This is a genomic window from Kitasatospora sp. NPDC015120 (assembly GCF_043080305.1).
Classification (GTDB): domain Bacteria; phylum Actinomycetota; class Actinomycetes; order Streptomycetales; family Streptomycetaceae; genus Kitasatospora.
Genome location: NZ_JBIBVJ010000005.1, coordinates 127,475 through 141,860 on the forward strand (window position 1 = coordinate 127,475; position 14,386 = coordinate 141,860).

A 14,386-nucleotide genomic window follows, 5' to 3' on the forward strand; every position below is an offset into this window, starting at 1 on the left:
ACAGTGCCCGAGCTGAGGTCCCGTACGGTCACCCACGGTCGCAACATGGCAGGCGCCCGGGCGCTTCTCCGGGCCGCCGGCGTAGCCCGCGAGGACTTCGGCAAGCCGATCATCGCGGTCGCCAACTCCTTCACCGAGTTCGTCCCCGGCCACACCCACCTCCAGCCGGTCGGCCGGATCGTCTCCGAGGCGATCAAGGAGGCGGGCGGCATCCCCCGCGAGTTCAACACCATCGCCGTCGACGACGGCATCGCGATGGGCCACGGCGGCATGCTCTACTCGCTGCCCTCGCGCGACCTGATCGCCGACTCGGTCGAGTACATGGTCAACGCGCACTGCGCCGACGCGCTGATCTGCATCTCCAACTGCGACAAGATCACCCCCGGCATGCTGATGGCCGCGCTGCGCCTGAACATCCCGACGGTCTTCGTCTCCGGCGGCCCGATGGAGGCCGGCAAGGCCACCCTGGTCGACGGCACCGTGCGCAAGCTCGACCTGGTCGACGCGATCTCCCAGGCGGTCAACGAGAACGTCTCCGACGAGGACATCGCGATCATCGAGGAGAACGCCTGCCCGACCTGCGGCTCCTGCTCGGGCATGTTCACCGCCAACTCGATGAACTGCCTCACCGAGGCGATCGGCCTCTCGCTGCCCGGCAACGGCTCCGTGCTCGCCACCCACACCGCCCGCCGCGCCCTCTACGAGCGGGCCGGCCGCACCGTGGTCGAGATCGCCGGCCGCCACTACGGCCAGGACGACCACTCCGTCCTGCCCCGCTCGATCGCCACCCGCGCGGCCTTCGAGAACGCCATGGCCCTCGACATCGCCATGGGCGGCTCGACCAACACCATCCTCCACCTGCTCGCCGCCGCCCAGGAGGCCGAGCTGGACTTCGACATGCGGGCCATCGACGCCGTCTCCCGCAAAGTGCCCTGCCTCTCCAAGGTCGCGCCCAACGGCTCGTACTACATGGAGGACGTGCACCGGGCCGGCGGCATCCCGGCCATCCTCGGCGAGCTGTACCGCGGCGGGCTGCTCAACGAGGACGTCCACACCGTCCACGCCGACTCGCTCGCCGAGTGGCTGAAGACCTGGGACGTCCGCGGCGGCTCGCCCTCCGCCGAGGCCGTCGAGCTGTGGCACGCCGCCCCCGGCTGCGTCCGCTCCGCCGAGGCCTTCTCGCAGTCCGAGCGCTGGGAGTCGCTGGACACCGACGCCGCCGGGGGCTGCATCCGCAGCGTCGAGCACGCCTACTCCGTCGAGGGCGGCCTCGCCGTGCTGTACGGCAACCTCGCCGAGGACGGCTGCATCGTGAAGACGGCCGGCGTCGACGAGTCGATCTGGACGTTCAGCGGCCCGGCCGTCGTCGTCGAGTCCCAGGAGGACGCGGTCGAGGCGATCCTCGCCAAGCGGGTCAAGGAGGGCGACGTCGTCGTCATCCGCTACGAGGGCCCCAAGGGCGGCCCCGGCATGCAGGAGATGCTCTACCCGACCTCCTTCCTCAAGGGCCGCGGCCTCGGCAAGGCCTGCGCGCTGGTCACCGACGGCCGCTTCTCCGGCGGCACCTCGGGCCTGTCCATCGGCCACGCCTCCCCCGAGGCCGCGTCCGGCGGCACCATCGCCCTGGTCGAGGACGGCGACACCATCGCCATCGACATCCCGGGCCGGCGGATCTCCCTGGAGGTGCCCGCCGAGGTCCTGGAGGAGCGGCGCCGGGCGCTGGAGGCCGCCGACGGCTACCGGCCGAAGAACCGCGACCGCCAGGTCAGCCAGGCCCTGCGCGCGTACGCCGCGATGGCCACCTCCGCCGACAAGGGCGCCGTGCGGGACGTCAGCAAGCTCGGCTGACCCCGGCCGCGCCCCCGCAGCGACACGAGGAGCCGTCCCGGCCACCGGGACGGCTCCTCCGGCGTTCGCGCCCACCGGGGATAATCGGACCCGTGACCCAGGAACCGAGCCCCTCCGCCCAGCCCGCAGGCGCCCCCGAGCCGGAGCCGATCCGCTGGTTCGGCACCAGCTGGGTCGAGCGCGGCGGCGACTACCGGCTGCGCCGCGTCCTCGTCCCGGCCGGCGCCCTGCTCGCCGCCGCGGCCGCCGCCCTCGTGCTGCGCTTCGCCGTCGACGGCATCCGGATCGCCGACAACGGCGGGTTCCTCAACGGGCTGCTGGTCGCCGCCGTGGGCATCTGCTCGATGCTCGCCGCGCTGCGCACCTGGAAGCTGCTCACCGAGGGCAAGGAGAGCCTGACCGGCTGGATGGCCGAGGAGAAGTCGCTCGGCGTGGTCTGGATCATCGGCGGGGTCGGCTCCCTGCTCGCCTACTTCGTCCGCAGTCTGCGCGAGGCCCCGGGCGAGGCCGTCCGGCGGGCCCGCTACGAGCGGGAGCTCGCCCGCCACGAGCGCCGGCAGGCGGGCCGCAGCGGCCGGCCCGGCGCCAGGACGCCGGGCCGGGCCAGGCGCAGGCGCTGAGGCCGGCCCCCGGTCAGCTGCGGGTCACCGTTCCGCACTCGCCGCCGCTCTCCGACAGGTCCTTGCTGCGGTCGTACGGGTCGCTGGCGGTGCCGCTGGGCGCCGGCTCGGGGCCGGAGACGGCGGCGAACTGGTCGAACTGCGGGTGCAGATAGCCGTCGTAGACGTCGCAGGCGCTGTTGCCGATCTCGGACCTGGTGGTGATGTTCAGCTTCTTGGGGATCACGTCGTACTGCTTCGGGTCGTAGAACCGGAAGGTCTCCACCTTGCGGACCACGGTGCGGGCGGTCCAGGTGTCCCCGGCGACATCGGCGGCGGGCACCGTCCAGCCGACCGGCCTGGCCGTGCCGCCGCCCCCGTTCGCGCCGCCGTTGCCACCGCCGCCGCCCGGCGTGGACGGCCGGGGGGTGGGCTTCGGCTTGGGCGAGGCGGCCCGCTCGGCGGCCTCCGGACCCGGCCGCAGCGCGTACACGTAGGTGAAGTCCGCGTGCACCAGCACGCCCTTCTCGCCGTCGCCCTCGACCGTGAGCATGCCCTGCAGCTTCACGGTGCCGTCGACCGGGATCGCCTCGGCCGGGTCGAAGCGGGAGAACCAGTTCGTCGGATCGTTCTCGGCGGACGGCTTGGCGAGCGCCTTGACGGCCGAGTTCTGCTCGTCGGCGTCCAGCATCGCCAGCGCGGCCGTCGGACGCCCGCCGGCCACCACCGCCGGGTCCAGGTTGGCCGCCGCCAGGTACTGCTTCACCAGCTCGACCTGCTCGGCGACCTGCTCGGCGGTGAACACCCCGATGGCGCCGGGGGTCTCCCGGGGCGTGAACACCGCGATGCTGGTCGGCCACCCCTCGGCGGGGGAGCCGGCCCACGGGTGGTCGACGGTCGGGCGCTGCTCGGCCGCCGCCGACGGCGCGCCGGTCGGGCGGGCCGTCTCCGGCGCGACAGTGGGCGCCGGGGCGGAGGCGGTGGACGTGCCGCCGGAGCCGTCGCCGAAGCGGGTCGAGTACCAGTGCCGCAGCCCGTCGATGTTCAGCGCGGCGAGCACCAGGACGACGGCCAGCACCACGAACAGCGGCGTGCGCCACTCCAGGGAACGGCGCGGCCTCGGGTTGCCGAAGGCGTCGACCGGCCGGCCCCTGCGGGCGAACCGTTTCTTCGGCGGTCCGTCGTTCACCGAGCGGCGGCCGCCCGGGTCGACCGGCGGGGTGTGCTTCCACTGGGCGGCGAGCATCCGGGTGCGGCCCGCCTGCTCCTTGACGGAGGCGCCCTGGACGAACTCCTCGTCGAGGACGAGGTCGGCGAACGGGTCCTTCCCGTCCGGCCCGGACGGGTCCTTCCCGTCCGGTTCCCGGCCCTCGGACGGGCGCGGTTCTGGATCTTCGGCGATCGGCATCGCGCCAGTATGCCGACGCGGGGTGACACGCTTTCGATCGGGGCCGCACTGCCAGGTGAACGCCCCGGCGGTGTGGGGGGATCGGGACGGATTCGTCCCCCACCCGGCCGACCGCCGCCGAGCCCCCGTCAGCCCGTGCCGCGGGCCTTCTTCACCGAGCCGACCACGCCCGCGACGGTCACCAGCGCGACGGCCGGGAACAGCGACTCGAAGAACGCCTCGACCACGCCCGCGTCACCGAGGAACAGCTGCGCCAGCATGGTCAGCACCAGCAGCCCGCCGCCCGCCGGGAGCGCCGCCTGCCACGGGTGCTCGTTCGCCCACTGCTGCAGCCGCCGGTCGCTGCCCTCCCGGCGCAGCCGGGCGCCGACGGTGCCGACCAGGAAGAAGAAGAACAGGCCCCAGCCGGCCGGACCGGCCAGCATGCTCAGCGACCAGTGCCCGTCGATCAGATCGATCACCAGGTCCGTCGCCCCCACCACCGCACCGACTCCCGCGGCCGTCCGCCACGGTCCCAGGGTCGCCGCGGCGACGGCGACCTGCCGGTTCTCACGTCGGGACATCTCTCCGTGTGCCATGACTCCACGGTGCGCCCGCGCCCACCCCCGGGCCATAGGGGAGATCCCGGAGTTTCGCCCTAGGGGCCGTGCCCGCCGGGCCGTGCCCGCAGAGTGGACGCTGCCGCCCGCGCCCCTCGCGCGGTGCGAGGATGGGCGCGGTACGGGGACGCGGCACCGGAGGCAAGGAGCGGCCATGACCAGCAGCGCGGCGCACGGACAGAAGATCGCCTTCCTGGGCACGGGCAAGATCGGGGAGGCCCTGCTCTCCGGTCTGCTGCGGGCCGGCAAGGACCCCGCGGACGTCCTGGTGACCGCCCGCCGCCCGGAGCGGGCGGCCGAACTGGCCGCCCGGTACGGGGTCGGCGTGGTGGGCAACACCGAGGCCGCCAAGCTCGCCGACACCCTGATCCTCGCGGTGAAGCCGCAGGACATGGGCACCCTGCTGGACGAGCTGACGCCGCACGTCGCCCCGGACCGGCTGGTGATCTCGGCGGCGGCCGGCATCCCCACCGCCTGGTTCGAGGCCCGGCTGGCGACCGGTACCCCGGTGGTCCGGGTGATGCCGAACACGCCCGTCCTGGTCGACGAGGGCATGAGCGTGATCTCCGGCGGGTCGCACGCCACCGAGGCCCACCTGGAGCGGGCCGAGGAGATCTTCCGCTCGGTCGGCAAGGCGCTGCGGCTGCCCGAGTCGCAGCAGGACGCGGCGACCGCGCTCTCCGGCTCCGGCCCGGCGTACTTCTACTTCCTGGTCGAGGCGATGACCGACGCCGGCATCCTGCTCGGCCTGCCCCGGCAGGTGGCCCACGACCTCATCGTGCAGTCGGCGATCGGCGCCTCGGTCATGCTGCGGGACTCCGGCGAGCACCCGGTGAAGCTGCGCGAGGCGGTCACCTCGCCGGCCGGCACCACCATCGCGGCCATCCGCGAGCTGGAGAACCACGGGGTGCGGGCGGCCCTGCTGGGCGCCCTGGAGGCGGCCCGGGACCGCTCCCGGGAGCTGGCCTCCGGCGGCAAGTGACCGCCGCGACCGGGCCGATAGGGTCGAACGCATGAGCTACGAGCTGGTGATCTTCGACAACGACGGCGTTCTGGTGGACAGCGAACCGCTCTCCAACCGGCTGCTGGCCGAGTACCTCACCGAACTGGGCTACCCGACCACGACCGAGGACTCCTACCGGGACTTCATGGGGACCGCCGCCCACCGGGTGCATGACGTGATCGCCGAGCGGTACGACGGCGCCCGGCTCCCCGAGGGCTTCGACGACGCCTTCCACGCCCGGGTCTTCGACGCCTTCGCCACCGGCCTGGCCCCCGTCCGGGGCGCCGACGCGCTGCTGAAGGAGCTCCAGCGGCGCGCCGTGCCCTACTGCCTGGCCTCCTCCGCCCACCACAGCTGGATCCGCGCCGCGCTGGACGTCACCGGCCTGCGCGGCCACCTCGCGGAGGAGCGGATCTTCAGCGCCCAGGACGTCGGCGTGGGCAAGCCCGCGCCGGACCTCTTCCTGCACGCGGCCCGCACCCTCGGCGTGGACCCGGCGGCCTGCCTGGTGCTGGAGGACAGCCCCAACGGCGTGCTCGCCGCCCGCGCGGCGGGCATGGACGTCTACGGCTACACCGCGCTGACCGACCCGGCGAAGCTGACCGCCGCCGGCGCCACCGGCCTGATCGCCGGCCTGGACGAGGTCCCCGCCCTGCTCGGCTGAGCGCACGGACGGCCCCGGCGCGGGGCACCGGCCCCGGGTCCGCGCGGCGGCGGCCGAGGGCCGGGGCGACCCGGCGGACGACGCCGCAGGCCGGCCGCGCGCCGCGGCCGGCGGCGTCCCGCGTGCACACCCCCTCCCGGAAGCGGCCGTCCGGCCGTACGCTCTCGCCTCACCACCGCCGTACCGGCCAGTAGTGAGGTGCATGTGCGTACCGAGGGTCCCGTCGTCACACCCCGGCTCCGGGCCGGCCGGGCCGGGCTGGCCGCGAGCTTCCTGCTCCAGGGCGTCACCTTCGCCCTGCTGGTCACCTGCATCCCGGAGATCCAGGACCGGTACGGGCTGAGCGACGCCCTGCTGCCGCTCTTCCTGGCCGCGGTGCCGGTCCTGGCCGGGGCGGGGTCGGCCGCCTCCGAGTGGCTGGTCCGCCGCACCGGCGCACGGTCCGTGCTACGGGTGGTCCAGCCGGCCGTCTGCGTCACCCTGGCCGCCGTCGGCCTCGGCCACGCGCTCTGGCAACTGGCCCTCGCCCTGGGTGCGTTCGGGCTGCTGGTCGGTGCGCTGGACGCCAGCATGAACATGCTCGGGGTGGGCCTCCAGCACCGTTACGGCCGCTCCGTGATGCTCGGCTTCCACGCGGCGTTCAGCCTCGGCGGCATCCTCGGCGCGGCCGCCGCCGGGCTCGGCGCGCACGACGGCCTCGGCCTGCCGGTGCTGTTCGGGACGGCGGCCGCGGTGATCGCCCCGCTCGCGCTGCTGGCCGGCCCCTTCCTCGCCGGGCCCGCCGAGCTCGGCGACGGCGTCCGGAAGGTCGCCGAGGCCGCCGAGGCCGCCGCCCGGGCCGTTCCCTGGCGCCCGCTGCTGCCGCTCTGCCTGGCGATGGCCTTCGCCTACATCGCCGACGCCTCGGTCTCCAACTACAGCGTCAAGTACCTGACCGACGGGCTGGACAGCCCCGAGGACGTCGCCAAGCTCTCCTACCTCGGCTACATGGTGGCGATGCTGCTCGGCCGGGCGCTCGGGGACCGCGCCGTGCAGCGCTGGGGCGCCGTGCCGGTGGTGCGCGCCGGCGCCGCGCTGGCCGCGCTCGGCTTCGCGGTGGCCGCCGCCGCACCGGGCCCCTGGGCCGGGATCGCCGGCTTCACCGTGCTGGGTCTGGGGATCTGCGCGATCATCCCGCAGGTCTTCGCGGCCGGCGGCCGGCTCTTCCCGGCCGGCCCGGACGCCGCGGTGGCCCGGCTCAACCTGTTCAACTACGTGGGCTTCCTGCTGGGTTCGCCCCTCGTGGGCGCGCTGGCGGACGCGAGCTCCTACCGCTGGGCGCTGCTCGCGCCGATGCTCCTGGTGCTGGCCGTCCTCCCGCTCGCCGACCGCTTCGCCCCCGCCCAGGCGGCCCCCGTCCCCGCCCGCGCGGCCGTCCGCGACCAGGTCTGACCGGCCCGTACGACCGGCGTCCAAGGACCCGTTGCCGGGCCGCGCCGCCCCCACCCGCTACGGTGGAGGCCATGCCCGAAGCCGAGCGTGACCCCTCCTGCGGCCTGCACCTCTTCTGGGACGAGGCGGTCACCGCCTACGACTTCGGCCCAGGCCACCCGATGGACCCGACCCGGCTGGCGCTCACCATGCGCCTGGTGGAGGACCTCGGCCTCGCCGCCGGACCGGGGGTCACCCTCCGCTCCGCCCCGCCCGCCGGGGAGTCCACCCTGCGCCTGGTGCACACCGCGGAGTACGTCGAGGCGGTCAAGTACGCCGCCGCCCACCCCGAGCGGCAGGACCCGCGGCACGGCCTCGGCACCGACGACAACTGGTCCTTCCCCGCCGTCCACTCCGCCTCCGCGCTGATCGCCGGCCAGTCCGTCGCCGCCGCCGAGGCCGTCTGGCGCGGCGAGACCCCGCACGCCGTCAACTTCGCCGGCGGACTGCACCACGCCATGCCCGACCGCGCCTCCGGCTTCTGCGTCTACAACGACCCGGCGCTCGCCATCGCCCGGCTGCTCGAACTCGGCGCCGAGCGGGTCGCCTACGTCGACGTCGACGTCCACCACGGCGACGGCGTCCAGACCGCCTTCTGGGACGACCCCCGGGTGCTCACCGTCTCCCTGCACGAGCACCCCGCCACCCTCTTCCCGCAGACCGGCTGGGCCAGCGAGACCGGCGGCCCCGGCGCCGAGGGCTCCGCGGTGAACCTCCCGCTGCCGGCCGGCACCGGCGACACCGGCTGGCTGCGCGCCTTCCACGCCCTGGTGCCCGAGCTGCTCGCGGCCTTCCGCCCGCAGGTCCTGGTCAGCCAGCACGGCGCCGACACCCATCTGGAGGACCCGCTCGCCCACCTCGCGGTCACCGTGGACGCCCAGCGGGCCATCGCCCAGGAGCTGCACGCGCTGGCCCACGAGCACGCCGACGGCCGCTGGCTCGCCCTCGGCGGGGGCGGCTACGCCGTCGTCGACGTCGTCCCGCGCACCTGGACCCATCTGGTCGCCACCGCGGCCGGCCGCCCCGTCGACCCGGCCACCGAGACCCCGGAGTCCTGGCGCGCCGAGGTCTACCGGCGCACCCGCCGACCGGCTCCGCTGCGGATGACCGACGGCGCCCGGCCGGTCTGGCGCGACTTCGACGCGGGATACGATCCGGCGGACCGGCTCGACCAGGCGATCCTGGCCACCCGCCGCGCCGTCCTGCCGCACCACGGCCTGATGCCCTGATCCGGGCCGCCGAACCGGTGCCCCCGTTTGTGAAGACCTGGTGCCCGGTCGCGTTCCGTGCGCACGCCGACTAGTGCAGACCGCCGATCGGCTACGTACTGCAACCGGCTTATCCCTCACCGTACGAGGACTGCGCTTCCCCCTCTTCCCACTGGTACCACCCATAACTACTCTGGGGATACACGTGTGCCGGTGGAGTCACCGGAGGGGAAGCCGGTGCCTTGCACACGGGTAAGGGTCGGGTGATGGTCATGAGTTCCGGCGAACGCCCCTTGCAGGACGTCGTCTTCCTGACCGTGGCCGAGGTGGCCGCGGTCATGCGGGTCTCCAAGATGACGGTCTACCGGTTGGTGCACAGCGGTGAGCTGCCCGCCATCCGGGTCGGCCGCTCGTTCCGGGTGCCCCAGCAGGCAGTGCACGAGTACCTCAAGGAGTCCTACGTGCGGCTCGAAAGCGCGTAGGCCGGCCGGCCGGGTACGGGGTCCACCACGGTGGACCCCGTATCCGTTCGCCCCGGATTCGCCTGGTGTTCGCCCGCCCCGGGGAGCGCGATTACGGCCCTGGGCGTGTGGAATGTAGGCTAGGCCCTCCGTCAGTCGTATGGACTCCGTCTCTCACGGGCGAGAGTCTCAGTGAGCGAGGGTTGTTCCGTGGGCTCTGTCATCAAGAAGCGTCGCAAGCGTATGGCCAAGAAGAAGCACCGCAAGCTTCTCAAGCGCACGCGCGTCCAGCGTCGCAACAAGAAGTAAGCGCCCCCGGCCGCGCCTCGCGCGCCCAGCGCTTCGCACCGCCCGCCCAGGCCCTCGTGGCCCGGGCGGGCGGTGTCGTTTCCCGGCCCGCCGCGCGGGCGCGGTACGGTGCACGCAGGTCTCCCGGGCCGAGGAATGGGGTGCAGCGCTGTGGGAACGGTCGTGCTCGTCACCGGCGTGGCCCGCCACCTCGGTGCCCGCTTCGCCGCCGAGCTGCGCCGCCGCCCCGGCGTGGACCTGGTGGTCGGCGTGGACGTGCAGCCGCCGCCGGCGGCGCTGCGCGCGCTCGCGGAGCCGGAGGGGCCCGCCGCGCCGTACCGCTTCCACCAGCTCGACCTGCGCCGCCCCGCCGTGTCGCGGGTGATCGCGGAGCACGGCGTCGACACGGTCGTCCACCTCGCGGTCAGTGCCACCGGTCTCGGCTCCACCCACCGCTCGGCGGTGAAGGAGGCCAATGTGATCGGCACCATGCAGCTGCTCGGCGCCTGCCAGAAGGCGGCCGGGGTGCGGCGGCTGGTGGTGAAGTCGACCACCGGCGTCTACGGCTCGGCGCCGCGCGACCCGGCGGTGTTCACCGAGCGGACCCAGCCGAAGGTCCTGCCGGGCGGCGGCTTCGCCAAGGACGCCGTCGAGGTGGAGGGCTACGTCCGGGGCTTCGCCCGGCGCCGCCCGGACGTCGCGGTCACCGTGCTGCGGTTCGCCAACATCGTCGGCCCGGGCGCCGACACCCCGCTCGGCGAGTACTTCGCGCTGCCGGTGCTGCCGACCGTCCTCGGCTACGACCCCCGGCTGCAGTTCGCGCACGAGGACGACGTGGTGGAGGTGCTCTGCCGGGCCTCCTTCCCGGCCGCGCCGGGCACCGTGAACACCGGCACCCTCAACGTCGCGGGGGAGGGCGTGCTGCTGCTCTCCCAGTGCGCCCGCCGGCTCGGCCGGCCGACCCTGCCGCTGCTGCTGCCCGCGGTGAGCTGGATGGCCGGGCTGGCCCGGCAGACCCGGCTGGTGGACGTCTCGCCCGAGCAGCTGCGGCTGCTGACCCACGGCCGGGTGGTGGACACCGCGCGGCTGCGCGAGACGTTCGGCTACCGTCCGGCGTTCACCACCCCGGAGGCCTTCGCGGACTTCGCCGCCGCGCAGTCGCCCGGCCTGCTGCCCCCGCAGCGGCTCACCGCCGTCACCGACGGCCTGGCCGCGCTGCTGGCCGGGCCCGGCGGCGCCACCGCCCGCCCGTACCGACCCAGGAGCTGAACCCGCATGAGTGCCGCCGCCGAGAACGCGCCGGGCGAGGCGAAGGTCATCCCGATCGAGTCCGCGCCCAGCTGGAGCGAGCCGCCGGCCGGCGGTCCGGGGCTCGCCGACCGGGTCGCCGACGTGGTCGGGGGTGCGCTGGCCGGCCGGCTCGGCGCCGCCGCGACCCGGGCGTTCGGCAAGGGCTGGGAGGACCGGGCCGCCGACGGCCTGGCGTTCCTGCGCCGCCGGATCACCGGCGACTACGAGGTCGACGAGTTCGGCTTCGACCGGGAGCTCACCGAGGAGGTGCTGCTCGGGCTGCTGCGGCCGCTGGCGGAGAAGTACTTCCGGGTGGAGGTGCGCGGGATCGGGAACATCCCGGCCGAGGGCGGCGCGCTGATCGTCGCCAACCACTCCGGGACGATCCCGCTGGACGCCCTGATGACCCAGGTGGTGATACACGACCACCACCCGGGCCACCGGCACCTGCGGATGCTCGCCGCCGACCTGGTGTTCGTGCTGCCCGGCGTCAACGAGCTGGCCCGCAAGGCCGGGCACACCCTGGCCTGCAACGAGGACGCCCAGGCGCTGCTGGAGCGCGGCGAGCTGGTCGGCGTCTGGCCGGAGGGCTTCAAGGGGATCGGCAAGCCGTTCGCCGAGCGGTACAAGCTGCAGCGGTTCGGCCGGGGCGGCTTCGTCTCCTCGGCGCTGCGGGCGCGGGTGCCGATCGTGCCCTGCTCGATCGTCGGGGCGGAGGAGACCTATCCGATGATCGGGAACTTCCGGACGCTGGCCCGGCTGCTGGGCCTGCCGTACGTGCCGGTCACGCCGACCTTCCCGTGGCTGGGGCCGCTCGGGGCGGTTCCGCTGCCGACCAAGTGGATCATCGAGTTCGGCGAGCCGATCGCCACGGACCGGCACCCCGCGGAGGCGGCGGACGATCCGATGCTGGTCTTCGACCTGGCCGACGAGGTGCGGGAGACCATCCAGCACACCCTCTACCAGCTGCTGGTGCGGCGGCGGTCGGTGTTCTTCTGACGGCGGCCGGACGCGGCCGGGCCCCGGCGGACGAGGTGTCCGCCGGGGCCCGGTGCCTTCTCCGCGTCCGGTCAGCCGCCGAGGATCCGCAGACCGGGCAGCAGGCCCGGGATCAGCGGGGGCACCTCGACGCCCTGCTGGGCGGGGTCGCCGCTCGCGCTCGGCGGCGCCTCGGCCGACGGCGCCGGGGGCTGGTCCGGTGCCGGGGCGGGGGCGTCGGCGCTGGGCGAGGGCCTGGCGCCGGTGAGCCCGCTGGTGAGGTCGTCGACGAGTCCGCCGACCGGGGGCGGGACGACGTTGGCCGGGCCGCTCGGCAGCGGCAGGAGCGGTGCCGCGGGGGCCGCCGGGGCGGGGACGCCGCCCTGCGGCGGGACCTGCGGGGCGCCGCCCGGCCGGCCGCCGGCGGGGCTGTTCGCCGGGCCGCCGGTGGCACCGCCCTGGGCCGGTGTGCCCTCGGCGGCGGGGTTGCCGCCCGGCGCCGTCCCGGCGGACGGCGTGCCGGGGCCGCCGGTGCCGGGGGCGTGGGTGCCGCCGCCCGCCCCGCCGCCGGCCGGCGCACCGCTCTTGGCGGGCTGCTCGGCCAGGTGCAGGGGCGCGACGTCCTGGCTTATGTCGTCGAAGAGCTGGTCCACCAGGTGGGCCTGCGGCGTGAGCTGGACCGGGAGCCGGGACTGGAGCTCGGCCCAGGTGCCGTCCTCGTCCTGGGCGAAGCCGGCCAGGGTGCGCATCGGGTCGAGCGAGCCGTTGTTGCGGTAGACCGCGCGCAGCAGGTCGCGTCCCCTGAGGGCGTCGGCGTGCATCGCGTCCAGGGCCCTGCGGACCTGGTCGACGGTGCCCGGGCTGAGCGCGCCGGCGGCGTCGGTCCGGCCGACCAGCGACCTCGCCTCGCCGAGCCGGGTGGCCGCGTTGTCGAGGAGCAGTTCGCCGCGTTCGCTGTCGGAGCCCGCGAGGTTGAGCCGCAGGCCCTCCAGCCCGCGCTTCATGCCGTACAGCGGGTCGCCGGGAAGGGCGTTGCCGCTGGCGGCCGCGGCGCCGGCGAAGCTGCCGACGGCGAGTCCGGCGACCAGCCCGCCGATCGCGAACCGGCGGCTCCAGCGTCCGCGCGGCGCGGTCCGGACGGTCCGGTGGCGGCGCTGCCGCGGCACCGCCGCGCCCGGGCCGCCCGCGAAGGCCTGCTCGAACGCGGCCGTCAGCTGGGCGCGTTGGACGGCCCGGACCTCGCGGTCGAGTTCCGGGGCGGGCAGCGCGCGGAGCGCGCCGACCGTGTCGATGAGTTCCGCCATCGCGGCCGAACCGGCGTGTCCGCCAGCGGTGTTGGCCGTTCCGTCACCCTCGGCAGCGCGTTGCTCCGCCTGGTGGGCCTCCAGCGCATCGGCGAAGGCCTTCGCCCGCCGGTGCTCCAGCACGTTTGCCGTCACGGGCCACACCTCCCTTCGTCGTTGTCGACACCCCGGCCTGCCGGACGGTTGCCCCGGCAAGCCAATGCCACTCCATCGGGTGAGAGGTCGCAATTCGACTTGACCGTACGCCTGGTGGAGGCTTGCACGCTGGCCAACGAGCGGTGCGGGCGGTCGGTTACGCACGGCTGATCATCGGACCGACCGTTCACCCGGATGTGTCGGGCCGCCCCGGAAGGTGACGGCCCGCCCCCCGTCGTGCCTGCCGCTCTCCGGGAGCCTGCCCCGGACGTCCGCCCGCTCACCGCGCGTCGGGCGGGAGCAGACGGGCCAGGGTGCGCACGGCGCGGTACTGGAGGGTCTTGATGGCGCCCTCGTTCTTGCCCATGATCCGGGCCGTCTCGGCGACCGAGAGGCCTTGCAGGAAGCGGAGGGTGACGCACTCCTGCTGCTGCGGGTTCAGCCGGCGCACGGCCTCCAGCAGGGCGGCGTTGGAGAGCGACTCCAGCACCGACTCCTCGGGGCTGCGCTCGCACTCGTTGGAGTCGAGCATCTCGCCGGTGGTGACCTCCAGCCGGAAGCGGCTGGACTTGAAGTGGTCGGCGACCAGGTTGCGGGCGATGGTCACCAGCCAGGCGCCGAAGTCCCGGCCCTGCCAGGTGAACGTGCCGATCCGGCGCAGCGCGCGCAGGAACGTCTCGCTGGTGAGGTCCTCGGCGGTGGCCCGGCTGCCGACCCGGTAGTAGATGTAGCGGTAGACGGTGTCCGCGTAGTGGTCGTAGAGCCGGCCGAAGGCCTCGCTCTCGCCGGCCTGGGCCCGCTCGACCAGCTCCATGACCGGGTTGGGCTCGGTCTCGTAGCCGGGGCCGGTGGTGGTGGTGCGGGCCCGGCCGCGCCCGCCGGTGGTGCCGGTGCGGCCGCGCGCGCCGGCGCCGGCCGATCCGGCGGCGGTGGTGCGCAGCAGCGGTCCGGCGGCGGGTCCGTGACCGGACGGGGCTCCGGCGGGCACCAGTTGGGCGGTGGCGGCGAGCCGGCTGCGGAGCAGGCTGCGCAGCAGGTCCAGTCCGGTGGTGATCTGCCGGGGCGGGGCGCCGCGGCCGCGGAGGCCGGTGCGGGAGGAGCGCAGGGGCGCGGACGACGGGCGGGAGGGTG

14 protein-coding genes are annotated in these 14,386 nt (G+C 74.8%); 10 read left to right on the top strand and 4 right to left on the bottom strand.

Going from position 1 to position 14,386, the window contains the following annotated elements:
* The first annotated feature begins 3 nt into the window (after positions 1-3).
* Positions 4-1,848, top strand: coding sequence for a dihydroxy-acid dehydratase (gene ilvD / locus ACF1AK_RS14715; protein WP_391499170.1), 1,845 nt, complete (start codon positions 4-6; stop codon positions 1,846-1,848).
* 92 nt (positions 1,849-1,940) lie between these two features.
* Positions 1,941-2,468: a hypothetical protein gene (locus ACF1AK_RS14720; protein WP_391499171.1), complete on the top strand. Its 528-nt coding sequence runs from the start codon at positions 1,941-1,943 to the stop codon at positions 2,466-2,468.
* A gap of 13 nt (positions 2,469-2,481) precedes the next feature.
* On the opposite strand, the gene ACF1AK_RS14725 is transcribed toward ACF1AK_RS14720, so the two are convergent.
* Together ACF1AK_RS14725 and ACF1AK_RS14730 are read right to left on the bottom strand one after the other, a co-directional pair.
* Positions 2,482-3,855 carry a hypothetical protein gene (locus ACF1AK_RS14725; protein WP_391499172.1) on the bottom strand — a complete coding sequence of 458 codons (1,374 nt, stop codon included), beginning with the start codon at positions 3,853-3,855 and terminating at the stop codon, positions 2,482-2,484.
* A 128-nt stretch (positions 3,856-3,983) separates the two neighbouring features.
* The gene (locus ACF1AK_RS14730; protein WP_391499173.1) at positions 3,984-4,418 is read right to left on the bottom strand and encodes a hypothetical protein; all 435 of its coding nucleotides are present in this window, start codon (positions 4,416-4,418) and stop codon (positions 3,984-3,986) included.
* 190 nt (positions 4,419-4,608) lie between these two features.
* Between ACF1AK_RS14730 and proC the strand changes: the two genes are divergently transcribed.
* The 8 genes from proC to ACF1AK_RS14770 all read left to right on the top strand — a co-directional run bounded on the left by proC (position 4,609) and on the right by ACF1AK_RS14770 (position 11,837).
* A complete protein-coding gene (proC, locus tag ACF1AK_RS14735) occupies positions 4,609-5,436 on the top strand; it encodes a pyrroline-5-carboxylate reductase (protein WP_391499174.1) in 828 nt (275 codons plus the stop codon).
* Positions 5,437-5,467: 31 nt separating this feature from the next.
* The gene (locus ACF1AK_RS14740) at positions 5,468-6,121 is read left to right on the top strand and encodes an HAD family hydrolase (protein WP_391499175.1); all 654 of its coding nucleotides are present in this window, start codon (positions 5,468-5,470) and stop codon (positions 6,119-6,121) included.
* 204 nt (positions 6,122-6,325) lie between these two features.
* Positions 6,326-7,552 carry an MFS transporter gene (locus tag ACF1AK_RS14745; RefSeq protein WP_391499176.1) on the top strand — a complete coding sequence of 409 codons (1,227 nt, stop codon included), beginning with the start codon at positions 6,326-6,328 and terminating at the stop codon, positions 7,550-7,552.
* Between the two features lie 71 nt (positions 7,553-7,623).
* Complete coding sequence (locus ACF1AK_RS14750) at positions 7,624-8,820, top strand: acetoin utilization protein AcuC (RefSeq protein ID WP_391499177.1); 1,197 nt, start codon at positions 7,624-7,626, stop codon at positions 8,818-8,820.
* 251 nt (positions 8,821-9,071) lie between these two features.
* On the top strand, positions 9,072-9,281 hold the full coding sequence (locus ACF1AK_RS14755) for a helix-turn-helix domain-containing protein (RefSeq protein WP_045937940.1): 210 nt from the start codon (positions 9,072-9,074) through the stop codon (positions 9,279-9,281).
* Positions 9,282-9,470: 189 nt separating this feature from the next.
* Positions 9,471-9,569, top strand: a complete 99-nt coding sequence (locus ACF1AK_RS14760; protein WP_003948845.1) for a 30S ribosomal protein bS22 — start codon at positions 9,471-9,473, stop codon at positions 9,567-9,569.
* A gap of 150 nt (positions 9,570-9,719) precedes the next feature.
* Positions 9,720-10,817, top strand: coding sequence for an NAD-dependent epimerase/dehydratase family protein (locus ACF1AK_RS14765; RefSeq protein ID WP_391499178.1), 1,098 nt, complete (start codon positions 9,720-9,722; stop codon positions 10,815-10,817).
* Positions 10,818-10,823: 6 nt separating this feature from the next.
* Positions 10,824-11,837, top strand: coding sequence for a lysophospholipid acyltransferase family protein (locus tag ACF1AK_RS14770; protein ID WP_391499179.1), 1,014 nt, complete (start codon positions 10,824-10,826; stop codon positions 11,835-11,837).
* Positions 11,838-11,908: 71 nt separating this feature from the next.
* Here ACF1AK_RS14770 and ACF1AK_RS14775 read toward each other — a convergent pair whose 3' ends face one another.
* Together ACF1AK_RS14775 and ACF1AK_RS14780 are read right to left on the bottom strand one after the other, a co-directional pair.
* The gene (locus ACF1AK_RS14775) at positions 11,909-13,255 is read right to left on the bottom strand and encodes a DUF5667 domain-containing protein (RefSeq protein WP_391499180.1); all 1,347 of its coding nucleotides are present in this window, start codon (positions 13,253-13,255) and stop codon (positions 11,909-11,911) included.
* Between the two features lie 280 nt (positions 13,256-13,535).
* Positions 13,536-14,309 carry an ECF subfamily RNA polymerase sigma factor, BldN family gene (locus tag ACF1AK_RS14780; RefSeq protein WP_391499457.1) on the bottom strand — a complete coding sequence of 258 codons (774 nt, stop codon included), beginning with the start codon at positions 14,307-14,309 and terminating at the stop codon, positions 13,536-13,538.
* Between the last annotated feature and the right edge of the window lie 77 nt (positions 14,310-14,386).

What these genes read in the sequence shown, in the direction of transcription:
- ACF1AK_RS14725 (WP_391499172.1), bottom strand. Translation starts at nt 3,855, where the DNA reads ATGCCGATCGCCGAAGATCCAGAACCGCGCCCGTCCGAGGGCCGGGAA.
- ACF1AK_RS14730 (WP_391499173.1), bottom strand. Translation starts at nt 4,418, where the DNA reads ATGTCCCGACGTGAGAACCGGCAGGTCGCCGTCGCCGCGGCGACCCTG.
- proC (WP_391499174.1), top strand. Translation starts at nt 4,609, where the DNA reads ATGACCAGCAGCGCGGCGCACGGACAGAAGATCGCCTTCCTGGGCACG.
- ACF1AK_RS14740 (WP_391499175.1), top strand. Translation starts at nt 5,468, where the DNA reads ATGAGCTACGAGCTGGTGATCTTCGACAACGACGGCGTTCTGGTGGAC.
- ACF1AK_RS14750 (WP_391499177.1), top strand. Translation starts at nt 7,624, where the DNA reads ATGCCCGAAGCCGAGCGTGACCCCTCCTGCGGCCTGCACCTCTTCTGG.
- ACF1AK_RS14755 (WP_045937940.1), top strand. Translation starts at nt 9,072, where the DNA reads ATGAGTTCCGGCGAACGCCCCTTGCAGGACGTCGTCTTCCTGACCGTG.
- ACF1AK_RS14770 (WP_391499179.1), top strand. Translation starts at nt 10,824, where the DNA reads ATGAGTGCCGCCGCCGAGAACGCGCCGGGCGAGGCGAAGGTCATCCCG.